General features: G+C 40.3%; 22 protein-coding genes and 4 tRNA genes. 18 read left to right on the top strand and 8 right to left on the bottom strand.

Features of this window, described 5'->3' with window-relative positions; translation table 11 throughout:
- The first annotated feature begins 14 nt into the window (after positions 1-14).
- The 4 genes from INP94_RS10150 to INP94_RS10135 are packed head-to-tail and all read left to right on the top strand — an operon-like array spanning position 15 to position 2,620.
- Positions 15-929 carry an SPFH domain-containing protein gene (locus INP94_RS10150; RefSeq protein WP_049366068.1) on the top strand — a complete coding sequence of 305 codons (915 nt, stop codon included), beginning with the start codon at positions 15-17 and terminating at the stop codon, positions 927-929.
- Between the two features lie 52 nt (positions 930-981).
- On the top strand, positions 982-1,437 hold the full coding sequence (locus tag INP94_RS10145; protein WP_197543552.1) for an NfeD family protein: 456 nt from the start codon (positions 982-984) through the stop codon (positions 1,435-1,437).
- On the top strand, positions 1,434-2,036 hold the full coding sequence (locus INP94_RS10140; protein WP_197543551.1) for an NAD(P)H-dependent oxidoreductase: 603 nt from the start codon (positions 1,434-1,436) through the stop codon (positions 2,034-2,036). The genes INP94_RS10145 and INP94_RS10140 overlap by 4 nt, the downstream gene beginning before the upstream one ends.
- Before the next feature lie 26 nt (positions 2,037-2,062).
- Positions 2,063-2,620: a TorD/DmsD family molecular chaperone gene (locus INP94_RS10135; protein WP_197543550.1), complete on the top strand. Its 558-nt coding sequence runs from the start codon at positions 2,063-2,065 to the stop codon at positions 2,618-2,620.
- 99 nt (positions 2,621-2,719) lie between these two features.
- Here INP94_RS10135 and gyrA read toward each other — a convergent pair whose 3' ends face one another.
- Together gyrA and ycaO are read right to left on the bottom strand one after the other, a co-directional pair.
- The gene (gyrA, locus tag INP94_RS10130; protein WP_197543549.1) at positions 2,720-5,365 is read right to left on the bottom strand and encodes a DNA topoisomerase (ATP-hydrolyzing) subunit A; all 2,646 of its coding nucleotides are present in this window, start codon (positions 5,363-5,365) and stop codon (positions 2,720-2,722) included.
- 153 nt (positions 5,366-5,518) lie between these two features.
- Positions 5,519-7,282 carry a 30S ribosomal protein S12 methylthiotransferase accessory factor YcaO gene (ycaO, locus tag INP94_RS10125; RefSeq protein ID WP_197543548.1) on the bottom strand — a complete coding sequence of 588 codons (1,764 nt, stop codon included), beginning with the start codon at positions 7,280-7,282 and terminating at the stop codon, positions 5,519-5,521.
- A 179-nt stretch (positions 7,283-7,461) separates the two neighbouring features.
- Between ycaO and INP94_RS10120 the strand changes: the two genes are divergently transcribed.
- Entirely contained in the window at positions 7,462-7,800 is a 339-nt protein-coding gene (locus INP94_RS10120) for a YegP family protein (RefSeq protein WP_005695704.1), read from the top strand.
- Here the strand turns inward: INP94_RS10120 and INP94_RS10115 are convergent, their stop codons facing one another.
- Positions 7,801-8,517, bottom strand: coding sequence for a class I SAM-dependent methyltransferase (locus INP94_RS10115; RefSeq protein ID WP_197543547.1), 717 nt, complete (start codon positions 8,515-8,517; stop codon positions 7,801-7,803). It lies immediately after the preceding gene.
- Between the two features lie 10 nt (positions 8,518-8,527).
- Between INP94_RS10115 and gloB the strand changes: the two genes are divergently transcribed.
- From gloB to INP94_RS10080, 7 genes are all read left to right on the top strand, one after another.
- Positions 8,528-9,229, top strand: coding sequence for a hydroxyacylglutathione hydrolase (gloB, locus tag INP94_RS10110; protein WP_197543546.1), 702 nt, complete (start codon positions 8,528-8,530; stop codon positions 9,227-9,229).
- A 135-nt stretch (positions 9,230-9,364) separates the two neighbouring features.
- The gene (gene hemA, locus INP94_RS10105) at positions 9,365-10,687 is read left to right on the top strand and encodes a glutamyl-tRNA reductase (RefSeq protein ID WP_197543545.1); all 1,323 of its coding nucleotides are present in this window, start codon (positions 9,365-9,367) and stop codon (positions 10,685-10,687) included.
- Entirely contained in the window at positions 10,671-11,414 is a 744-nt protein-coding gene (locus tag INP94_RS10100) for a phosphodiester glycosidase family protein (protein ID WP_197543544.1), read from the top strand. Before hemA ends, INP94_RS10100 begins: the two co-directional genes overlap by 17 nt.
- A gap of 123 nt (positions 11,415-11,537) precedes the next feature.
- Positions 11,538-11,614, top strand: a tRNA-Met gene (locus tag INP94_RS10095).
- 5 nt (positions 11,615-11,619) lie between these two features.
- Positions 11,620-11,704 (top strand) — tRNA-Leu (locus INP94_RS10090).
- 27 nt (positions 11,705-11,731) lie between these two features.
- Positions 11,732-11,806, top strand: a tRNA-Gln gene (locus INP94_RS10085).
- A 47-nt stretch (positions 11,807-11,853) separates the two neighbouring features.
- Positions 11,854-11,928 (top strand) — tRNA-Gln (locus tag INP94_RS10080).
- 86 nt (positions 11,929-12,014) lie between these two features.
- Here the strand turns inward: INP94_RS10080 and INP94_RS10075 are convergent.
- Both INP94_RS10075 and prfC read right to left on the bottom strand, forming a co-directional pair.
- Positions 12,015-12,446, bottom strand: a complete 432-nt coding sequence (locus tag INP94_RS10075) for a hypothetical protein (protein WP_197543543.1) — start codon at positions 12,444-12,446, stop codon at positions 12,015-12,017.
- 51 nt (positions 12,447-12,497) lie between these two features.
- A complete protein-coding gene (gene prfC, locus INP94_RS10070; protein WP_197543542.1) occupies positions 12,498-14,081 on the bottom strand; it encodes a peptide chain release factor 3 in 1,584 nt (527 codons plus the stop codon).
- 219 nt (positions 14,082-14,300) lie between these two features.
- Between prfC and INP94_RS10065 the strand changes: the two genes are divergently transcribed.
- The 3 genes from INP94_RS10065 (at position 14,301) to argG (ending at position 17,450) form a co-directional block, all read left to right on the top strand.
- On the top strand, positions 14,301-15,161 hold the full coding sequence (locus tag INP94_RS10065) for a phosphoribosylaminoimidazolesuccinocarboxamide synthase (RefSeq protein ID WP_197543541.1): 861 nt from the start codon (positions 14,301-14,303) through the stop codon (positions 15,159-15,161).
- Between the two features lie 72 nt (positions 15,162-15,233).
- Positions 15,234-16,064 (top strand): Rossmann-fold NAD(P)-binding domain-containing protein, encoded by an 831-nt coding sequence (locus tag INP94_RS10060; protein WP_197543540.1) that lies wholly within the window; start codon positions 15,234-15,236, stop codon positions 16,062-16,064.
- Positions 16,065-16,115: 51 nt separating this feature from the next.
- Complete coding sequence (argG, locus tag INP94_RS10055) at positions 16,116-17,450, top strand: argininosuccinate synthase (RefSeq protein WP_197543539.1); 1,335 nt, start codon at positions 16,116-16,118, stop codon at positions 17,448-17,450.
- Between the two features lie 55 nt (positions 17,451-17,505).
- Here the strand turns inward: argG and INP94_RS10050 are convergent, their stop codons facing one another.
- From INP94_RS10050 to cysT, 3 genes are read right to left on the bottom strand one after another with little or no spacing between them, the layout of a single operon-like run.
- Complete coding sequence (locus tag INP94_RS10050) at positions 17,506-18,582, bottom strand: sulfate/molybdate ABC transporter ATP-binding protein (protein ID WP_197543538.1); 1,077 nt, start codon at positions 18,580-18,582, stop codon at positions 17,506-17,508.
- A 17-nt stretch (positions 18,583-18,599) separates the two neighbouring features.
- Positions 18,600-19,415, bottom strand: coding sequence for a sulfate ABC transporter permease subunit CysW (gene cysW / locus INP94_RS10045; protein WP_178161287.1), 816 nt, complete (start codon positions 19,413-19,415; stop codon positions 18,600-18,602).
- Between the two features lie 9 nt (positions 19,416-19,424).
- Positions 19,425-20,246: a sulfate ABC transporter permease subunit CysT gene (gene cysT, locus INP94_RS10040; protein WP_197543537.1), complete on the bottom strand. Its 822-nt coding sequence runs from the start codon at positions 20,244-20,246 to the stop codon at positions 19,425-19,427.
- A gap of 257 nt (positions 20,247-20,503) precedes the next feature.
- On the opposite strand from cysT, the gene INP94_RS10035 reads away from it, so the two are divergent.
- From INP94_RS10035 to INP94_RS10025, 3 genes are read left to right on the top strand one after another with little or no spacing between them, the layout of a single operon-like run.
- Complete coding sequence (locus INP94_RS10035) at positions 20,504-21,511, top strand: sulfate ABC transporter substrate-binding protein (RefSeq protein ID WP_197543536.1); 1,008 nt, start codon at positions 20,504-20,506, stop codon at positions 21,509-21,511.
- An 11-nt stretch (positions 21,512-21,522) separates the two neighbouring features.
- The gene (cysG, locus tag INP94_RS10030) at positions 21,523-22,953 is read left to right on the top strand and encodes a siroheme synthase CysG (RefSeq protein ID WP_197543535.1); all 1,431 of its coding nucleotides are present in this window, start codon (positions 21,523-21,525) and stop codon (positions 22,951-22,953) included.
- 10 nt (positions 22,954-22,963) lie between these two features.
- Complete coding sequence (locus INP94_RS10025; RefSeq protein WP_197544301.1) at positions 22,964-23,698, top strand: phosphoadenylyl-sulfate reductase; 735 nt, start codon at positions 22,964-22,966, stop codon at positions 23,696-23,698.
- Positions 23,699-23,717: the final 19 nt, after the last annotated feature.

Genomic DNA, 23,717 nt, shown 5'->3' with positions numbered 1-23,717 from the left:
TTAAGGAGCAATCAATGGAAGGCTTATCTATTGCCGCAATCGTCTTTATTGTATTAGTCGTCGTCGTACTTTTTTCAGCACTCAAAACCGTACCGCAAGGTTATAACTGGACGATTGAGCGTTTTGGGCGTTATACCCACACTTTAATGCCTGGCTTAAACTTCGTTGTACCATTTGTGGATCGTGTTGGCCGTAAGATCAATATGATGGAACAAGTATTAGATATTCCGTCACAAGAAGTCATTTCTAAGGATAACGCCAACGTATCCATTGATGCGGTCTGTTTCGTTCAGGTGATTGATGCCCGTAGCGCGGCTTATGAGGTGAATCATTTAGAACAGGCGATTATCAATTTAACCATGACTAACATTCGTACTGTATTAGGTTCGATGGAATTGGATGAAATGCTTTCCCAACGTGACTCCATTAACGGTCGTTTGTTGGCAATTGTGGATGAAGCGACCAATCCTTGGGGGATTAAAGTTACCCGTATTGAAATTCGTGATGTGCGTCCACCGCGTGAATTGATTGATTCCATGAATGCCCAAATGAAAGCAGAACGTAATAAACGTGCGGAAGTCTTAGAAGCGGAAGGTATTCGTCAGGCGGAAATCCTACGTGCAGAAGGGGAAAAACAAGCCCGTATTCTGAAAGCGGAAGGGGAACGTCAAGAAGCCTTCTTACAAGCAGAAGCGCGTGAACGTGCAGCAGAAGCGGAAGCGAAAGCAACCCAAATGGTGTCAGAAGCAATTGCTAGTGGTGATACCAAAGCGATCAATTACTTTATCGCCCAAAAATACACGGAAGCCTTAAAACAAATCGGTGGTTCACCGAACAGCAAAGTGGTGATGATGCCGCTTGAAGCCGGCAATTTAATCGGCTCGGTAGCGGGTATTGCCGAACTGTTAAAAGGCGACAAAAAAGCGTAATTTCTTAAAGTGCGGTTAAAAATGACCGCACTTTTTCTCTCAAGGAGTTGATATGGCAGATTGGTTAACAACTTGGTCAGTATGGCATTGGTTGGTATTAGGTTTTGTATTATTAATCGCTGAAACTCTCGTACCTGGCGTATTTTTATTGTGGTGGGGCTTAGCCGCGATTGTGACGGCAGGCGTAATGGCATTGGTGCCAAGTTTATCCTTAACCGCGTTAGCCGTTTTTTATGCGATTTTAGCGATTATTCTCTCATTGCTTTGGTGGAAATACCAACATAGCAAAGATAATCAGGATCAATCACGTACAACCTTAAATCAACGGGATCATACTCTGTTAGGTAAAAAAGGCACGGTGTTAGAAATTGGTTCTAACGGTATTGGTCGCGGTGCCTTTGGCGACACTACATGGCGTATTCAAGGTGAGCATTTAACGGTGAATGATCTTGTAGTGGTCGAACGCGTTGAAGGCATCACATTGTTAGTTAAAAAGGTAGCAGAATGAATCATTTAATTATTTTTGCACATCCTAATAGCCAAAAAAGTTTTGGTCGTGCCATCGTGGAGCGCATTGTAAAAGCAAGCCAACAACTTGGTGTTGAAACCTATTTGCGTGATCTGTACACGATGGAATTTAACCCGATTATTTCCTTTGAAGAATTACAATCGGCCAATAAGGGTATTATCCCCGCAGAAATTCAGCAGGAACATGATTTTATTCGCCAAGCGGATTTGATTACGATGGTTTATCCTTTATGGTGGATGGGGTTTCCGGCGATGCTAAAAGGCTATTTAGACCGCGTACTCACGCATGGTTTTGCCTATAAAACGGAGAATGGTGAGTCCAAAGGCCTTATTCATGGTAAAGCAATGCAGCAATTTATCACAATTGGTAGCAGCGTGGCACAATATCAAGAATTTGGCGTAGATAAATCCCTTAATCATTGTTTGGTTAATGGTTTATTTAATTATTGCGGTATTGAAAATGTGGATTACACGCTGTTCGGAGATATTCACATTATCGATGATGCAGCCCGCCAGGCGATGCTTGATGAAGCTGCTGAAAAAACAACGGCAAAATTGACCGCACTTTTAGCTCAATAGTGAGCACAATTATAGGAAAGCAACGGATGTCAGAAACTCAAGTCAATAATTTCTCTTTAATTAGCCGCTTATTCGGCAATTTATTTTATCGTAGCCCCACGGATCCAATTTTAAGTGGGGTATTTGGTTGGTTACAACAACAAGGTTTAAGTCAAGTTTGGGCACTTTCTACAGATAAGGAAAGCGAAGCGGCCATTGATAATTTACAAATGAAAATTGATTTAACGTTGCTTGATCAAGAATATCAAAAATTGTTTGGTCCAAATGGTAATGTGCCGACAGCTATCTCAAGCTACGATATAGATGTGCAACGTTTTGTGGATTTTCGTAATACCCGTAATGTACCGGAAGCAGAAAACGTGGATCATTTCGCTTTGCTATTGCTTACAGCTTCTTGGTTAGAAGACAACACGGAATCGCTATCCGCTCAACAAGATTTATTCGGTGATTTCTTATTGCCTTGTGCAGCGAAATTCTTAACCCAAGTGGAAACTTATGCCACACTTCCTTTCTATCGTTCATTGGCGTATTTAACCCGTGAAATCTTGGCTGCAATGGCTGATGAATTAGAAGAAGGCGAGTAGTTTTAATCAATAGACATAGATCTCTAAAAGAGATTTTTAGATACCAATAAAAAAGCCCCGCGAATCAAAACGTGGGGCTTTTATTTAATGGAAGATAATTTATTCTTCAGAAGTCACATCTTCAGTGCCTTCGTCTTCATCATCCACATCACAAACACGTTCAAGACTAACTACGTGTTCATCTTCTGCGGTACGAATTAAACGAACCCCTTGGGTGTTACGGCCAACGATGCTCACTTCACTTACACGAGTACGTACAAGAGTACCCGCATCGGTGATAAGCATAATTTGGTCGGTTTCTTCTACTTGTGTCGCGGCAACGACTTTACCGTTACGTTCGCTCACTTTAATCGAAATCACCCCTTTGGTATTACGGGATTTAGTTGGGTACTCGCTTAATTGTGTACGTTTACCATAACCGTTTTGCGTCGCCGTAAGGATTGCACCGTCATTTTTCGGTACAACTAAGGAAACGACTTTATCGATGTTGAGATCAAGTGTTTCCTCTGCATTATCATCAGAAATATCTTCAATTTCGACCGCACTTTCATCGTCAGCGATGTCATTAGTAAGGGCTAGTTTAATACCGCGTACACCTGTTGCTAAACGACCCATTGCACGGACTGCACTTTCAGCGAAACGCACTACGCGACCTTGAGAAGAGAACAACATGATTTCGTTAGAACCATCAGTGATATCCACACCGATTAATTCATCTTCATCACGTAAGTTCAAGGCGATGATACCGCTTGAACGCGGACGACTGAATTCGGTTAGCGCAATTTTCTTCACAATACCGCCAGCTGTTGCCATGATGACGAATTTATCTTCTTCATAAGCAGAGATTGGTAGGATTGCGGTGATACGTTCATTTTCTTGTAACGGTAGAATATTTACAATTGGACGACCACGTGCGCCACGGCTAGCTTGTGGTAATTGATAGACTTTCAACCAATATAAGCGACCACGGCTAGAGAAGCAGAGAATCGTATCGTGAGTATTCGCCACTAAGAGTTTTTCGATGAAGTCTTCATCTTTCATCTTCGTTGCAGATTTACCTTTACCGCCACGACGTTGTGCTTCGTAGTCGGTAAGCGGTTGATATTTCACATAACCTTCGTGAGAAAGGGTCACTACAACATCTTCTTGGGCAATTAAATCTTCTAAATCGATATCACCGGAAGCCGCAGTAATTTCGGTACGACGTTCATCGGCAAATTGTGCGCGTACTTGTTCAAGCTCTTCACGAATCACTTCCATCAAGCGTTCAGGGCTGTTGATGATGTGAAGAAGTTCTGCAATTTTAACCAATAACTCTTTGTATTCATTGATCACTTCTTCGGTAGCAAGACCGGTTAAGCGATGTAAGCGAAGTTCTAAGATTGCATCAACTTGTTCTGGAGAAAGGTAGTAATCCGAACCTTTAATACCAAATTCAGCCGCTAATTCAGCTGGACGTGCCGCGGCATCAAGCAAGCCTAAAATTTCGTTGTTTAGTTTCCAAGGACGAGAAATTAATTTTTCCGCCGCTTCTTTACGCTCTTTCGATTGACGGATGATATCGATGATTTCATCGATATTTGAGGTTGCAACCGCTAACCCTTCTAAAATATGGGTACGTTCGCGGGCTTTACGCAATTCAAATAAAGAACGGCGAATCACCACTTCGCGACGGTGCATCACAAAGGCTTCAATGATTTGTTTTAAGTTGAATAAACGTGGTTGACCATGATCTAAGGCCACCATGTTGATCCCGAAGGTCACCTGCATTTGGGTAAGCGCATAGAGGTGATTTAATACTACTTCGCCTACGGCATCACGTTTGATGTCGATTTCAATGCGGATCCCTTCTTTGTTCGAAAGGTCGATAATATTGCTGATGCCTTCGATTTTTTTATCTTTGATGAGCTCAGCAATTTTTTCTACCAATTTGGCTTTGTTCACTTGATAAGGCAATTCGGTCACAATGATTTGCTCTTTGCCTTTATCTGTGGTTTCTACGCTAGCGCGAGCGCGAACATACACTTTGCCGCGGCCAGTGCGATAAGCTTCTTCAATCCCTTTACGGCCATTAATTAATGCCGCTGTTGGAAAGTCTGGACCTGGAATATATTGCATTAACTCATCAATGGTGATGTTTTCGTTATCAATATAAGCCAAGCAGCCATCTAAAACTTCATTTAAGTTGTGTGGAGGAATATTCGTTGCCATCCCCACCGCAATACCGGAAGAACCGTTTGCTAAAAGTGCAGGAATACGGGTTGGTAATACATCCGGAATCATTAATTCGCCATCATAGTTTGGCGAGAAATTTACGGTTTCTTTATCCAAGTCAGTTAATAACGCTTGGGTGATTTTTTGCATACGGACTTCGGTATAACGCATTGCCGCTGGCGCGTCACCGTCGATTGAACCGAAGTTACCTTGCCCATCTACCAACATGTAGCGCAATGAGAACGGCTGTGCCATACGCACAATGGTGTCATACACCGCAGAATCACCGTGCGGGTGATATTTACCGATTACATCACCTACCACACGGGCAGATTTTACGTATTTTTTGCCGGCAGTGATACCAGATTGATCCATGGAGAAAAGCACACGTCGATGCACCGGTTTTAAACCGTCGCGCACATCGGGCAAAGCACGCCCAACAATCACCGACATGGCGTAGTCAAGGTAAGAAGATTTTAGTTCTTCTTCAATATTGACTGGGGTAATAGAGGAATGGATTGAATCCGTCATTTTTATTCCTTTTTTGATCAAAAAATTGCGACGAATTATAGCATAAATTTAAGCGTTTTTGTGTGAAAAGTGCGGTTGATTTTAAAGCAGTTTTTTAATGCGGAAATAAATAAGGCAGACATTAAGTCCGCCTTATGATTGAGAGAAAATCAACTATTTCCAATTTTCTCGTTTAGCTTTTTGTAATTTCGCATAAGCGCCAAGTAAAGCTTGGTGTTCTTTGAAGTTTTCAAGCGTTTCATCGCTGGCTGGCAAGTTATAGAATGGGTTATCTTTTTCTGCCACTGCAGCCCAAGCTTGTTGAACGGCTTCTTTGCCATACATTCTTTCAAATACAGTACGATATTCTTGTGGATCGCGAGTATTGTCTAAATGCAATTCAATGATACTGATTAAAGCACGATAGTAATTTGTACGCTCTGGTGTAAACACAGAGCTGTTCATATTCATCGTCCAGTTTGCCCAATCTAAGGCTAATTCTAATTCACCTAATGCTAAGTAAAGCATGGATTTGAGCTCACCAACACGTAATGTTGTCCAACCGCTTGCTTTTGGTGCCACGATACCGATAAATTCTCGAACACGTGTGGCATCGTCAATATCTTGCTCATCTAATTCTGCTAATAACTCTTCATAAGTTTCAGCATCATGATGATGGTGTGGTAAATCTAATAAGATCTCGCGCCAGTCCATCCCCATGTTGTTATTGGCATAAATGAGATCATCAGCAGGGTAGATATCAGACATTCCAGGCACGATAATGCGGCAAGCGTAAACGTCTAAATGGTTGTAATCCATGATGTAGACTTCTTTTTCTTCCGCCTTAAAGATTGACATCAAGTTTTCATATTCTTCTTGTGTTGAACCTGAGAAATCCCAATCTACAAACTCATAATCTGGCGTATTTTTGAATAAATCCCAAGAAATTAAACCGCTAGAATCAATGAAGTGTGTTTCAAGGTTGGCGTGCTCCGCCACATCATCATTATTGAATGATGGAGGAGAGAATACATCGAGATCTTTTAAACTGCGACCTTGTAAAAGCTCTGTTACGGTACGCTCTAATGCCACTTGGAAGTTCGGATGCGCACCAAAAGAGGCAAAGCACGTGCCGTTATTTGGGTTGAGCAATACCACGCAAATGACAGGATATTTGCCACCTAATGAGGCATCGAAAGCATAAATTGGGAAGCCTTCCTCCTCTAATTTCGCAATAGAAGCTTGAATAGATGGATAACGATCCATCACGGATTTTGGAATTTCAGGAAGACTGATGGCTTCTGCAATAATGCGATTTTTTACATAGCGCTCAAAGACTTCTGAAAGCCCTTGCACACGTGCTTCATTTTTTGTGTTGCCAGCTGACATCCCATTAGAAACATATAAATTCGCAATGATACTTTGTGGAATATAGACGGTTTGTTGATCGGATTGGCGCACATAAGGCATCGCGACAATACCGCGATCGTAATTGCCGGATTGCAGATCCACGAGTAATTCAGGCGTTAGTTCTTGGTTAGGATCGAAATAATCCCATAAATAATCGTCTAAAATCCCTTGTGGTAAAAGGGAATCGTCTTCAATTGGAAACCATTTCTCAGTGGGGTAATGAACGAAATCATCGTTAGCAATTTCTTGTCCCAAATAGAAATCCGCAAAGAAATAGTTGGTGGAAAGACGTTCGAAATATTCACCTAATGCAGACGCTAATGCGGCTTTTTTGCTTGCGCCTTTGCCGTTAGAAAAACATTGTGGGCAATCTTTATCACGAATGTGTACCGACCATACATTTGGCACAGGATTAAGCCAAGAGGCTTCTTCAATATTGAAACCAAGTGCGGTCAATTTTTGTTGAAATTTTGAAATACTGTCTTCAAGTGCGGCATCTTTGCCGGGAATAAATGTTTGTTCGGTCATAATTGTTCCTGTTATAAAAAGCCCCAGCATCATAGGGGAGTTTAGTGAGCTAATCAAGCATAAAATTTATGCACTTCTGCTCTTGTTTTCCTTGATTTTTAAGGGTAAATTAGCTTGGCGCAGAAAGGCATTTTCTGCGTGGGTAAAATTATAAACAAATCAACCAATTGGGAGATATCATGGCTCAAGGATTTTATGAATTAAAAGTGGCTAAAGACGGACAATTTATGTTCAACTTAAAAGCAGCAAACGGACAAGTGATTTTAACTAGCGAACTTTATAAAACTAAAGCATCAGCTGAAAACGGTATTGCTTCAGTGCAAAAAAATGGCGTGGATGCGAAAAACTTTGAATATCGCGTAGCGAAAAATGATAAACCTTATTTCGTATTAAAAGCAGCTAACCACCAAGAAATTGGCCGTAGCCAATATTATTCTTCTCAAGCTGCAGCAGAAAAAGGCGTTGAGTCAGTGATCAATAACGCATCTTCTGCAGTAATCAAAGAAGTAACAGAATAATCATTCTGTTCTTATTTCTTTAAATGCACCTGCCGGCTCTAAAAATGCCGGCATTTTTGACCGCGCTTTCTCCGGATTCAGTGTTAATGGATAGGTTCGTTTTTGAGCAACGATGACCGTGAGCGGAGAGCAGAGCGTGGTCTTTTCTTGTTTTATGGATAGTCTTTCTTCTGCAATCACATCAAAATTTAATAATGATAGCCAGTCAATGACTCGCCAAGTAGCATATTGTCGGAATTTGAAGTTACCTAACTTTGGTTTGAAAAGTAATGGACTCATCGGGTTAAATAACGTGATGAAAATCCAGCCATCATCCTTTAAAACACGATGAGCTTCACGCAATATTTGGTGAGGATCTTGCGCAAAATTTAAGGTGTTTGCCAACAAGCAGGCATCCATTTCTTTTTCAATAAAAGGCAAGGCTAATGGCGATGCTTGGAGTAAGCTATCACTTTCATTTAAAAGTGCGGTAGGAAAATACGCTGTTTTTTCAGCTAATACAATTTGGTGACGTAAAGGCAAGTCAAAGGCGATTTCACCACTTAAAGCCCCGATTTTCAGAATTTGATAGCCTAAAATTTTTGGTGTCCATTGGGCAAAATAATCGGTTAATACGTTACAATAGGCTTCACCTTGTGGTAACGCTTGCCAACTTTCAGGTGAAAGAAGTGGTTTGTGCCATTTGGCTTTCCAATTCAATGTTAATCCCATTTTCATAAGGTAATTTATGCTAGTTCCTATTCCTGCGCTCAATGATAACTATATTTGGCTTTATAGACGAGAAAATTTCCCCGTAATTGTGATCGATATCCCAGAAATAACCCGTTTAATTCCGTATTTAGAATCGAATAAGTTAGACGTAGAGGCGGTGTTATTAACCCATAATCACGATGATCATGTGCAAGGTGTCGCGGCGTTTAAGCAATATTATCCCAATGTGCCAGTTTTCGGTCCAACAGAATGTGCAAATAAAGGGGCTACCAACATTATGGATAGTGGCGTGATTAATACGGCACATTATCATATTGAAGTTTTGCCAAGTGGTGGTCATACGGCAGGGCATGTCAGCTATTTGGTGGATGGGCATTTATTTTGCGGTGATGCGTTATTCTCTGCGGGCTGTGGTCGCGTATTTACGGGAAATTTTGCACAAATGTTTGAATCTATGCAACGTTTTAATCAATTACCGAATGAAACCGTTGTTTGCCCCGCTCATGAATATACGCTGGGTAATTTAGCTTTTGCGGAAACCGTATTGGCAGATAAAAGTGCGGTCAAAAATCAACGTGTTTTAGTGGAACGTTATCGAGCAGAGGGTAAGCCGAGCTTGCCGACAACAATTGAATTAGAGAAACAAATTAATCCGTTTTTACAAGCAAAAAATTTAGACGAATTTACACAATGGCGTTTAGCAAAAGATAAGTTTTAACTCATTTTAGTTATTTGCTTGAGTTTTTTCTCTTGAAATTTGCTCAATTCTCAACAATTCATTAAAATAGCGAAACTTTTTATTTTCTACTTAGCCGCATGTTCATAAAAGTGCGGTTGTTTTTATTAGGTTTTTATGACCCTTCTTGTTTTAGGCATTAATCATAAAACGGCTTCTGTTGCTGTTCGTGAGAAAGTCGCTTTTTCTGAAGAAAAGCGGCAGCTTGCCTTACAACAAATTCACCAACAAGATTTGGCAGAAAGTGCAGTTATTCTTTCTACCTGTAACCGTACAGAGATTTATCTTCACCATCGTCAAATTTCACCCCAAGAGTGTAAGCAATGGCAAACGAACTGTATAAATTGGTTTGCTAACATTCATCAGCTTTCTGTCGATGAATTAAATAAAAGTATTTACGCACATCAAAATCAACAAGCCGCAAATCATTTAATGCGCGTGGCATGTGGTTTGGATTCATTAATTTTGGGGGAGCCGCAAATTCTAGGACAGGTGAAGCAAGCTTTTCAAATCAGTGAAGATTATTATCAAGCGGCGAATATTCCGCTTTCGAGTACGCTTTCTCGCTTGTTCCAAAAAACCTTTGCAACAGCAAAACGTGTGCGCACTGAAACCAATATTGGTGAAAGCGCTGTGTCGGTGGCCTATGCAGCTTGTAGCTTGGCACGCCAGATTTTTGAATCTTTACGTGAATTACAAATTTTGCTTGTTGGGGCAGGGGAAACCATTGAATTGGTAAGCCGTCATTTATTACGCCACGGGGTAAAAAAATTGATGATTGCTAACCGCACTTTATCTCGTGCTGAGCAGTTGGTGGAAAAATTAGCGTCTAATACACCGATTGATGTGTATTCGCTTGATGAATTGCAAATACCGCTAAATCAAGCCGATATTGTCATCAGCTCTACAGGCAGTCCGACTATTTTAATCACTAAAGCGATGGCTGAAATTGCGGAGAAAGCACGCCAATTTAGACCGACTTTAATGGTTGATATCGCCGTGCCGCGCGATATTGATGAAAATGTCTCTGAATTAGAAAGTGTGTATCATTACACCGTGGATGATTTGCAAGATATTATCCAACGTAATCTTTCTCAACGTGAGCAAGCATCAGAGCAAGCACAAGATATCATTACACAAGAATGTAATGCCTTCTTTGAATGGTTGAAAGTTCAACAGTTCTCTAATTTAATTCGTCATTATCGTGATGAGGCAGAGAATACTCGCCAAGAATTACTCGAAAAAGCGTTACACCAAATTCAACAAGGTGAGAATACTGAAAAAATTCTGCAAGAATTAAGTTATAAATTAACAAATAAACTTATTCATGCTCCAACCCAAACCATGCAATCCATGATGAGATCGGGTAATGCAGAAGGGTTGCATGCCTTTTCAAATGCGTTGCATTTAACCCATCCCTTAAATGAAAAAAACGATTAAATTTTTGACCGCACTTTTCAGTGGCGCATCGTTACTGATGAGTGTGCCAGCCCTAGCGGAATACCGAACTTTTGATGATGGCAATATTACTTATGGAATTTTTCAAGCAAAGCCAGAAGAAGTACAGCTACATTGGAAAGATGCTGAAGGTAACGATTATCAAAGTTTAACGCGTCTCAAAAATGCCTTAGAGCCTAGCTATAACGTGAAAATGATCATGAATGCAGGCATTTATAGCATGGATAATACGCCAGCGGGATTATGGATTGAGCATGGAAAAGAGCTCAATGCGTTAAATACAAAATCAGGCAAAGGTAACTTTCATGTACAACCCAATGGTGTGTTTGCCATTGCAGGAAATAAGCCCTACATTTTAACTACAGTCGCTTATCAGAAAAGCAAACTCAAGCCGGATTTTGCGCTGCAATCGGGCCCGATGTTGATTATTCATGGCAAAATAAATCCGCAATTTAGAGCAAGCCTAGAAAGCTATCATAAGCGTAATGCAGTGTGTTTGACGAAGCAGAACGAATTACTGTTCTTGATGACGATAAAAGGTGAGCCTAATCTTTATACATTGAGCCAAGGTTTGCTGAAAATAGGTTGTCATGATGCCTTATATCTTGATGGAACAATATCTAATTGGTATATTCCAGGGCAATTTAACACCTTGCATTGGAAGCGTTTTGTTGGAATGATCTCCGTTCTTGATGTGAACAAAAAATAGCAAAAGCGTTTTATTTATAATCAACTAAATCAAAAAATCCGTTTTTTGCAAAAAAATGATTGACGAGAATAGGTCAAATCAGGATAATACGCCCCGCAAAGCCGATAAGGTAAAGCAAATGATGGCTACATAGCTCAGTTGGTTAGAGCACAACACTCATAATGTTGGGGTCGCAAGTTCGAATCTCGCTGTAGCCACCAAGTTTGCGGGACTGGCGAAATTGGTAGACGCACCAGATTTAGGTTCTGGCGCCGAGAGGTGTGTGGGTTCAAGTCCCTCGTCCCGCACCATTTATCAGCTTTCAGTCAAATAGTAGTTGGGGTATCGCCAAGCGGTAAGGCACCGGGTTTTGATCTCGGCATCCCTAGGTTCGAATCCTAGTACCCCAGCCATACTATCTAAATAAAATCTTCTTTATTTCCAATCAAAGAATTCCAGTTGGGGTATCGCCAAGCGGTAAGGCACCGGGTTTTGATCTCGGCATCCCTAGGTTCGAATCCTAGTACCCCAGCCATCTTATTTTCTCTATTGCTTTTATATAAAAAAATGCGATTAAATTTAACCGCACTTTGTTTATTTCATTTTTGTTTAAGGTAGTATTTATTTTTTACACATTCTCTCGATAAGTTTTGCTTCTAATCGGCGATGAAACCATGGTGTCGTATCAAATTCACTACCTTGCCCCAGTAAGCCAAGATCAAAAGTGTCTTCATCGACGTATGGACCAGACTTATCTCCTATTCCATCCATGTATTCTTCGCCAAGATCGTAAAAGCCAAGCAAATTCTTATTAAGATCAAACACAAAAACTGTGGCACGATAACCCAAATTAAGTGAAAAACCATTAGGAATGAAACCTGCACAAACAGAAATATTACGCTTGAATTCTGGAAAACTGTGGTTTACACAATGATTAGTCGAGTTCATCGAATATTCTATATCTCGACAAACATTACGCCATCGCCAGCTTAATGCGGCAACTAGTATAAGAACGATACAGATGAAGTGTCGTTTTTTCATTTTATTTCTCATAAAGTGCGGTACCAAATTCACTATAAATTTTGACCGCACTTCGTATTGCAATTAATGTTCCCTTGTCTTAAAGAAGGTCACATCAGGATAACGTTCTTGTGCAAGATTTAAATTAACCATAGTTGGTGCAATGTAAGTAAGATTATCGCCACCATCTAATGCTAGATTTTGCTCATTTTTGCGTTTGAACTCTTCAAATTTTTTGTTATCCGCACATTCCACCCAACGAGCCGTTGCGACATTGACCGTTTCGTAAATGGCTTCAACGTTATATTCAGATTTCAAACGCGAAACAACCACGTCAAACTGTAATACACCGACCGCGCCAACAATCAAATCATTATTGCTTAATGGACGGAATACTTGCACAGCTCCTTCTTCAGAAAGTTGTACTAAGCCTTTCAACAATTGTTTTTGTTTAAGAGGATCTTTCAAACGAATGCGACGGAATAATTCAGGCGCAAAGTTTGGAATACCGGTAAATTTCAGATCTTCACCTTGTGTGAAGGTATCACCAATCTGAATTGTGCCGTGATTGTGCAAGCCGATAATATCGCCAGCATAGGCCTCATCGGCATGGGTACGGTCCCCCGCCATAAAGGTGAGCGCATCGGAAATAACCACATCTTTACCAATACGCACATGTTTAAGTTTCATCCCTTTTTCGTATTTACCAGAAACTACGCGTAGGAAAGCCACACGGTCGCGGTGTTTTGGATCCATATTGGCTTGGATTTTAAACACGAAACCAGTGAATTTTTCTTCTTCTGCTGAAACCTTGCGGGTATCTGCTTGACGAGCTTGTGGAGCAGGTGCCCATTCAGTTAAACCATCTAAGAAATGATCAACACCGAAGTTACCTAATGCAGTACCGAAAAAGACAGGTGTTAATTCACCACTTAGGAATAAATCCAAATCAAATTCATTACTTGCACCTTTTACAAGCTCTAATTCATCACGCAGTTGTTGGGCTAAGTCATCACCTACGGCGGCATCTAATTCTGGGCTATTTAGACCTTTCACAATGCGTACTTCTTGAATGGTCGAGCCTTGCCCACTTTGATAAAGATAGGTTTCATGTTTATATAAATGATAAACCCCTTTAAACAATTTGCCGCAACCAATTGGCCAAGTAATCGGTGCACAATGGATTTTTAATACGCTTTCCACTTCATCTAATAATTCCATCGGATCTCGAATATCACGGTCAAGTTTATTCATGAAAGTGATAATTGGTGTATCGCGCAAACGGGTGACTTCCATTAATTTAATGGTACGTTCCTCAACCCCTTTTGCCGAGTCGATAACCATTAAGCAACTATCCACAGCCGTCAAAGTGCGGTAGGTATCTTCCGAGAAATCCTCATGCCCCGGCGTATCTAATAAATTCACCAAGCATTCATTGTAAGGGAATTGCATCACGGAAGTCGTAATGGAAATACCACGTTGTTTTTCCATTTCCATCCAGTCAGATTTTGCATGCTGTGCAGAGCCTTTACCTTTTACTGAGCCTGCTTTTTGAATGGCATTGCCGTATAACAATACTTTTTCGGTGATGGTGGTTTTACCCGCATCAGGGTGGGAAATAATTGCAAATGTGCGACGTTTATTAACTTCTTCTAATGGATAACTCATTGTCTTGTTTCTTCTGTTTTAAATAATGCTGTATTGTCGCTGATTTTCAGATTGAGCTCAAATTAAATTGTTTTTCTTTTATTATCTATTGATTATTTTTGGGTATAACTCTGTAATTTCTTTTCTTTAAAATTTTAATAAAAAAAAAGCAAACGTTTGCGCCAAAAGTGCGGTACAATATCTACCGATTTTTTATTCTTATAATTAAAGGTGCAAGCAATGACACAACTTAGTCTAAAAAAAATCTATTCGGGAAAAGTGCGTGATCTTTATGAGATCGATGATAAACGGATGTTAATGGTAGCCAGTGACCGTTTGTCCGCATTTGATGTGATTTTAGATGATCCTATCCCACGTAAAGGTGAAATTCTGACTCAAATTTCCAATTTCTGGTTCAATAAGTTAGCCCATATTATGCCGAATCATTTTACGGGTGATTCAGTTTATGATGTGTTACCAAAAGAAGAGGCTGATTTAGTAAAAGATCGCGCAGTGGTTTGTAAACGTTTGATTCCAATTAAGATTGAGTCTATCGTGCGTGGTTATTTAACGGGTAGCGGGCTAAAAGATTATAAGCAAACAGGGACCATTTGTGGTTTGAAATTACCGGAAGGATTAGTTGAGGCAAGTAAATTACCTGAACCGATTTTTACGCCATCAAGTAAAGAAGAAGTGGGCAACCACGATATTAATATTAGCTATGAACAATGTGAAAAAGCCATTGGTTCAGAGTTAGCGGCACAAGTGAGAGAAAAAGCGATTGCACTTTATACTGAGGCAGCAAAATATGCGCTAACTAAAGGTATTATTATTTGTGATACCAAATTTGAATTTGGTTTAGATGAAAATGGCACGCTCACTTTAATGGATGAGGTATTAACACCGGATTCTAGCCGTTTTTGGTCAGTTGATACTTATAAAGAAGGAACAAATCCACCGTCATTTGATAAGCAATTTGTACGAGATTGGTTAGAACAAAGTGGTTGGAATAAACAACCGCCAGCACCGAAAGTACCAAAAGAAGTGATTGAAAAAACAGTGGCTAAATATCAAGAGGCGTTGGATTTATTAACAAAATAACATTAACAAACTCCCTGCTATGCTTTAGAATAGCAGGGATTTTTATGGATAAAATATTGTGAATAAAAGAGTATGAAATCTGTTGCGATAGTTGGTTTAGGTTGGCTAGGCTTACCGCTGGCGCTGCACTTAAAAGAGCTTGGTTGGTGTGTAAAAGGCTCAAAACAATCCCCTGATGATGCTCAGAAATTGCATCAGCTAGGCATTGAAACTTATCCTTTTTCGCTTTCTGACGAAATGAAACGTTTACCAGACCATATTCGCCCTCTTTTTAATGTAGATGCTCTCATTATCACCCTACCACCTAGCAGTTTTTCTTCTCAACAGTATTGTGAATATCTTGTTTTTTTAGCCAATCAAGCCAAGAAACAAGGTGTACAACATGTACTTTTTACCAGTTCAACTTCTGTTTTTCCTGATATTTCGGGGCAATTTGATGAAAGTTCTCAACTTTCAGCTGAAACAGAAATGGGTAAAACACTGATACAAGCAGAACAGTGCTTGTTCCAATCAGGAATATCGCATTGCGATATTCTTCGACTTGCAGGATTAATTGGTAAACAACGCCATCCGGTTAAATTCTTAGTAGGAAAACACAATTTAAAACAGGGCTATTCACCTGTTAATTTGGTGCATCTAGAGGATTGCATTCAAGCTATTACAGCCTTACTCATGAATCCAAATGGATTGCGAACTTACCATCTTTGCGCGCCAATTCATCCTACTCGAGCAGAATATTACACAAAAGCAGCGGCATTTTATGATTTATCCATACCACAATTTGAATGTAGTGATTCGGATCCGAAACGAATCATTATGGCAGATAAAATTTGTCGAGATTTAGGCTTCGCTTATCGTTATCCAAATCCCGATGATATGTTAGAAAAGCGCAGTGATTTTTGACCGCACTTTTTAAAGACTCACTCACCATAACCACAATGAAGGAAATAAAATATGTCAAATACGATTCTGCAGCATTTACCTAAAGGCCAAAAAGTGGGCATTGCCTTTTCTGGCGGGCTAGATACCAGTGCGGCATTACTTTGGATGCGCCAAAAAGGTGCGGTGCCTTATGCTTATACTGCAAACTTAGGCCAGCCAGATGAAGATGATTACGAAGCTATTCCGAAAAAAGCGATGGAATATGGTGCGGAAAATGCGCGTTTAATTGATTGTCGTGCGCAGTTAGCTTATGAAGGGATTGTTGCTGTTCAATGTGGTGCATTCCATATTACAACTGGCGGTGCAACCTATTTTAACACCACACCACTTGGTCGTGCGGTAACAGGAACCATGCTTGTTGCAACGATGAAAGAGGATGATGTGAATATCTGGGGTGATGGTTCAACTTTCAAAGGTAACGATATTGAGCGTTTTTATCGTTATGGCTTATTAACCAACCCAAATTTAAAAATTTACAAACCATGGTTAGATCAACAATTCATCGATGAGTTGGGCGGTCGCTTTGAAATGTCACAATTCTTAATCGCAAATGGTTTTGACTACAAAATGTCGGTAGAAAAAGCCTATTCAACTGACTCTAATATGTTAGGTGCAACTCATGAAGCGAAAGACTTAGAAGAATTAAGCACTGGCATTAAAATTGTGAAACCAATTATGGGCGTGGCATTCTGGGATGAAAATGTTCAAGTGAAACCAGAGGTGGTGACGGTTCGTTTTGAAGAAGGTGTGCCGGTTGCATTAAACGGTAAAACATTTGATAACGTGGTGGAGCTTTTCTTAGAAGCCAATCGCATTGGTGGTCGTCACGGTTTAGGCATGTCAGACCAAATTGAAAACCGTATTATTGAAGCAAAATCACGTGGTATTTATGAAGCACCAGGAATGGCATTATTCCACATTGCTTATGAGCGTTTAGTCACCGGTATTCACAATGAAGATACTATTGAACAATATCGTATCAACGGTTTACGTTTAGGCCGTTTGTTATACCAAGGTCGTTGGTTTGATCCACAAGCGTTAATGTTACGTGAAACAGCACAACGTTGGGTCGCTCGTGCGGTGACTGGTGAAGTGACATTAGAACTTCGTCGTGGTAATGACTACTCAATCTTAAATACTGAATCACCAAACTTAACTTATGCGGCTGAACGTTTAAGTATGGAAAAAGTGGAAAATGCGCCATTTGATCCAATCGATCGTATTGGTCAATTAACCATGCGCAACTTAGACGTAGCAGATACGCGCGGAAAATTAAGTATCTACTCTCAAGTAGGTTTATTAACTGCGGGTAAAGATTCCGTTTTACCACAATTAGGTAAAAAATAATTTTCTCCTTTAAATGTAAAAAAGTGCGGTTGATTTTGACCGCACTTTTGCTTTTCTAAATATTCATTTCTTGAAATAGATTTAATTTATCTGGCACGAGATAAACATGCTCACCTATTTTATACTGCGCATTGAGATAGTTTTCTTTGGTAAGAATGACTTCAATAGGTTGTTCAGTTTGCGAACTTTCTACTTCAATTCTCACGATAAAACCAATAGCATTAATATGACGAATCGTACCACTCGCTAAGGCATTATGAGATTCACGCGAAAGCGTTAGTTCGTAAGGGCGAATATAAGCCGTTGCAGATTGGTTATTAACAGCATGAGTCGCATTGCTATGTGTTTGTAAATTATGAGCAAATTCACCAATGACTAAATTGCCTTGATCAATGTGTCCGTGGAACACATTAACATCCCCAACAAATTGTGTGACGAAAGGGGTTTGTGGTGCATGATAGATTTGGCTAGGCTCATCAATTTGCTCCACTTGACCTTTATTCATCACCACAATGCGATCAGACATATCTAATGCTTCATCTTGATCATGGGTAACGAAAATGCTGGTCACATTAAGTTCATGTTGTAATTCTCGCAGCCAACGGCGTAATTCTTTACGAACTTGAGCATCCAATGCACCAAAGGGTTCATCAAGTAGTAAGACTTTCGGTTGAACAGCAAGGGAGCGAGCTAATGCTATACGTTGTTTTTGTCCACCAGAAAGTTGATTAGGATAGCGATCGGCTAGCCATTCAAGTTTTACTAGCTTTAAAAGTGCGGTGACTTTTTCGCGAATTTCTTCTGCAGAGGGACGTTCTCTACGAGGTTTCACCGTTAAGCCAAAAGCGACATTGTCAAAGACGGTCATATTTTGAAATAGTGCATAATGCTGAAACACAAAGCCGACACCGCGTTCAGTAGCTGAAAGTTGAGTCACCTCTTTTTCACCAAACCAAATGTGTCCATTATCAGCAAATTCTAATCCGGCAATGATCCTTAATAGCGTTGTTTTTCCACAACCACTAGGTCCAAGCAAGGCGGTTAGCTGATTTTCCGGAAAGCTTAGGTTGATATCTTTCAACGCATGAAACTGTCCAAAGTGTTTGTTTAGTTGCTGGATTTTGATTGTCATGTATTGTGTTCCTGTTGTTATTCTTGGATTTTTTTCTTTTCCACATATCTCACTACGTTTTGCAATCCCAGTGTTCCCACTGCGATTAATGCTAATAAACTGGCGCAAGCAAATGCGGCAACAAATTGATATTCGTTGTAACTAATTTCTACATAAAGCGGAATGGTATTAGTCAAACCGCGAATATGCCCAGATACAACACTTACGGCACCGAATTCACCCATTGCACGAGCGTTACTTAAAATCACCCCATAAATTAATGCCCATTTTATTTTTGGTAGCGTTACGTGCCAGAAAAGTTGCCAAGTGGATGCACCTAAGATTAACGCAGCTTGTTCCTCACTTGTGCCTTGTGCTGACATGGTTGGAATTAATGATTTTGCAATAAGTGGAAAGGTGACGAATAAGGTCACGATAACAATGCTTGGCGTAGCAAACATAAAACGAATATGGTGTTCAGCAAGCCATGCGCCCCAAAGTCCATCTAACCCAAACAACAGTAAGAACATTAATCCTACCACCACTGGTGAAATGGAAAAGGGGAGATCGAGTAGTGCGGTTAATAAGCTTTTCCCCTTAAAGTCAAAATAAGCAATAGCCCAAGCCATAACCACACCGATAAAAATGTTAATAGGTAATACAATTAACGAGACTTTGATCGTAAGCCAAATAGCTGCTAAGGCTTCTGGTTCTTTTAATGCAGCAAAAAATAGCCCAATCCCTTGTTCAAGGGCTGAATAGAATACGGTAAATAATGGGAGCAATAAGATGATCGTAAAAAAACTGAGTGCGGTCAGAATTAAGATCCATTTTTGCCACAATTGGGTTTTCATAAATACCTCTTATCGAATTGGACTAATGCGTTTGGCAACAGACCATTGCGCTAAGTTAATGAATAAAATCAACAGAAATGAAATGGCAAGCATTAATAATGCAACCACAGATGCGCCTTGCACGTCATATAAATCAAGTTTTGACATAATAATCAATGGTGCAATTTCTGAGACGAGTGGCACATTACCCGCAATAAAAATGACGGAGCCATATTCACCAAGCGATCGCGCAAATCCCATACCTGCACCGCCTATTAATGCAGGCAATACAGCTGGGATAATGACTTTTCGCAATGTTGTTAATCTGGATGCACCTAAAATTTGGGCTGCTTCTTCATAGCTAGGATCGAGATTTGCTAATACGGGTTGAATCGCTCGAACGGTAAAAGGCAAGCTGACAAAAATCAACGCAATCGCAATACCACTTGGAGTATAAGCGAGTTGAATCCCTAAATGGCTTAGCCATTGCCCAATCAGTCCAGTCGGAGCATAAAGCGAGGCAAGTGCGATACCTGCAACGGCAGTGGGTAAAGCAAAAGGTAAATCCACTAACGCATTGACGAGATTCTTACCTGGAAAGTCATAACGCACTAAAACCCATGCCAATAAAAAGCCAAAAACGATATTAATTAACGTCGCGATTGCCGCCATTTCAAAGGATAGTGTTAAGGATGAGATCACTCGTTCACTCGTGATGATTTGAACAATATCAGCCCATTTTAACTGCCAGGCAGTGAGCACAAGTAATGTTAATGGCAACAATACCATTGAGCCGAGCCAGGCTAATGTAATCAATATACTTCGTTTAAATCCTGGTAATACGGTTTTCATTATCCCACCTTCACAACAGATAAATACCTAAGCTTTGTAAGCGTTTTGAAATGTTCAAAAAAATAATCGCTCTTTTCCATAATGGCAAAGAACGGAAATTTATTTAATATTCCAAAGTGAAATAAGGAAACGTTTGGTTTTCTATTTTATATTTCATTTTGTTCTATAGAATGCTTTTTTGTTATTTTTTGTACTTAACATTTTGCGATATAAATTTAGCCACACGAAATTGAGGGTAATAACGGAGGAGAGTAAAAATGAAAAAAATTGCTTTATTTTCAGTGCTTTCTTTCGGCTTAGCAGCTTGTTTATGGAATACCAGTACGGAACAAAAAACGGTACTACTGAATGTGTCCTATGACGTGATTCGTGATTTCTATAAGGAATATAACATCGCGTTTCAACGTGAATTTCCCTCAGATGTGATGATTTCACAATCGCATGGTGGCGCCAGTAAACAGGTGCTCGGCGTGTTAAATGGCTTGCCTGCAGATGTGGTGACATTGACACAAAGTAATGATATCGAGGCTTTAGTTAAAAAAGGCTTAGTGGATGCGGATTGGCAGCAAGTATTACCGAATGGTGCCGTTCCTTTTGGGTCAGTGATGGTGCTTTTGGTGAAAAAAGGAAATCCAAAGCATATTCAAGACTGGTCGGATTTGATTCGGGATGATGTCAAAGTGGTCTTTGCTAATCCCAAAACGTCAGCAAATGGACGCTTTGCTTATTTATCGGTTTTAGCTTATGCCGAACAGCATAGTGATAAACCACAAGATTTTATGTTACGCCTGCTAAGAAATGTGCCGGTTTTAGAGGCGGGGGCGCGCAGTGCCAGTATTTCTTTTACGCAGCGTAATATCGGTGATGTTTTAATTGCCCCGGAAAATGAAGCGGCGCTAGCGGCTAAAACACTGGGCGAAAATAGCGTTGAAGTGGTGTATCCGAGTATAACAGCCTATACCCCAATTTATGTGGCGGAAGTGAATAAAAATACGCAGGCAGATGGTTTGCATCAACTTTCCCATGATTATTTGAGCTATTTATGGTCACCTCAAGCACAGGAACTGGCTGCCCAAAATTATTTCCGTCCGACAGATAAAAAAATTATTGCTAAAACGACCGCACTTTTTCCCGAAGTGAATCAATTTGATGTGAACCAACGTTTTGGTTCGTGGGAGGCGATTAATACTAAACATTTTGTCGATAACAGCTTATTTGATCGTCTATATATCAGTGCACAACGTGCTGATAAAGTGAATAAATAGGAGTGATACCCATGAATTATTTTCCACTTTTTGCTGATTTAACTGGTCGTCCGGTACTTGTTGTCGGCGGTGGTTCAGTGGCTGCTCGTAAAGTTGGGTTGTTGCTCAAAGCAAATGCTCAAGTCCGTATTGTTGCTCGCCAATTAAATGAGGAATTAAGCGAGCTTGAACGTCAAAATAAAGTGCTATGGATTGCGAAAGAGTTTAATGCCGAACAAATGAGAACGGTGATGTTAGTGATCGCGGCAACAAATGATGAGGTATTAAATCACCGTATTTTCCATTTAGCCGAAAGCCAACATAAATTAGTCAATGTGGTAGATGATCAACCTCATTGTAGCTTTATCTTCCCTTCTATTATTGATCGTAATCCGATCCAAATCGCGATTTCGAGTGGTGGAAAGGCACCGGTATTAGCCCGTTTATTACGTGAGAAACTGGAAGCATTATTGCCACAACATTTAGGCAAAATCGCTGAGATTTCTGGTAAATGGCGTGATCAAGTAAAAGCAAAATTGGCATCGGTCACCGAACGTCGCCGTTTTTGGGAAAAAATGTTTAGTGGACGTTTTGCAAGTCTCGTTAAGAATCAACAAGAGGCACAAGCTGAAGAGGAATTGGCTGAGCAACTCGAAAATAACTATCAAGGTGGTTTTGTCTCTTTAGTTGGTGCCGGTCCTGGCGATGCTGGCTTACTAACTCTTAACGGTTTACAGGAAATTCAACAAGCTGATGTGGTGCTTTATGATGCATTGGTTTCTGATGAGATTCTTTCTTTGATTCGTCGTGATGCAGAACGTATTTTTGTAGGGAAACGTGCCAATGGCCGTTCTGTCGCACAAGAAGAAACCAACCAATTGTTATTAACTCTTGCCCAACAAGGCAAGCGAGTAGTGCGCTTAAAAGGCGGCGATCCTTTCGTTTTTGGACGCGGTGGCGAAGAATTAGAAGTATTAGCTCAACATCAAATTCCATTTTCGGTTGTACCCGGTATTACAGCGGGTATTGGCGCAACAGCCTATGCTGGTATTCCATTAACTCACCGTGATTATGCACAAAGCGCCATTTTTGTGACCGGTCATCGTAAAGCTGATGCCTCTGATATTGAATGGCAAACCTTAGCAAGAAGTCATCAAACCTTAGTCATTTATATGGGGACGTTAAAAGCTCAAGTCATTGCTGAACGTTTACAACAATATGGTCGAGCTGCGAATACGCCTGTTGCGATTATCAGCCAAGGTACTCAACTTACTCAAAAAACAGCGATTGGCACACTTGCAAATTTAGCTGAATTAGCTGAAAAAGCAGAGACACCAGCCTTAATTGTGGTAGGTGAAGTCGTGAAATTACACGAACAATTAGCGTGGTTTGGCGAAGAAAAACAACGTCAAAAACAACCGCACTTTACCTTAGAAAGTTTAACCATCAGTCAAGTGGCGTAAGGAGTGGATGATGAGTTTATTTAAACCGACTTTTTGGCAAATTCCACTTGTTAGCCTTGATGCTAAAGATCGTTTGGCAGAAAAAACAGCCACATTGAAGCAACGTTTACATCAAATTGCTGATAGCCATAAGGATGCACGCTTTGCTAGCAGTTTAGCTGTGGAAGATATGGTTATTACCGATGTCATTGCGCGTGAAAACTTAGATATTGGTATTTTTACTTTAGATACCGGTTTACTCCATCAAGATACGTTAAATTTATTAGACAACCTTGAGAAAGTCTATCCACATCTTCAAATAGAACGCTTTCAGCCGATTGCTGATGAAGTGACTCGCTACGAGGAAGAAAAAGGGAAATTTGCTTTTTATGAAAGCGTGGAATTACGTCGCGAGTGTTGCCATATCCGTAAAATCGAACCGTTAAATCGCGCGATTCAAGGTGCAGATGCATGGCTGACCGGACAACGTCGAGAACAATCGGCTACACGTACTGCGCTCCCTTTTGCTGAGCAAGATCAGTCTCGTGGTATTGATAAATACAATCCTATTTTTGATTGGTCAGAAACAGATGTGTGGGCTTATATCTTAGCGAACAATGTGCCTTATAACGATCTTTACCATCAAGGTTTTCCAAGCATTGGCTGTGAACCTTGTACCCGCCAAGTTAAACAGGGCGAAGATATTCGCGCCGGCCGCTGGTGGTGGGAGAGTAAAGATAGTAAGGAATGTGGATTACATAAGTAGAAAAATATAGGAAGCAAAA

Origin of the sequence: Haemophilus parainfluenzae, assembly GCF_014931395.1 — a bacterium.
In the GTDB taxonomy this organism is placed as follows: domain Bacteria; phylum Pseudomonadota; class Gammaproteobacteria; order Enterobacterales; family Pasteurellaceae; genus Haemophilus_D.
The sequence above is the reverse complement of the archived record's forward strand: the minus strand, read 5'-3'. Positions and strand labels throughout refer to the sequence as shown.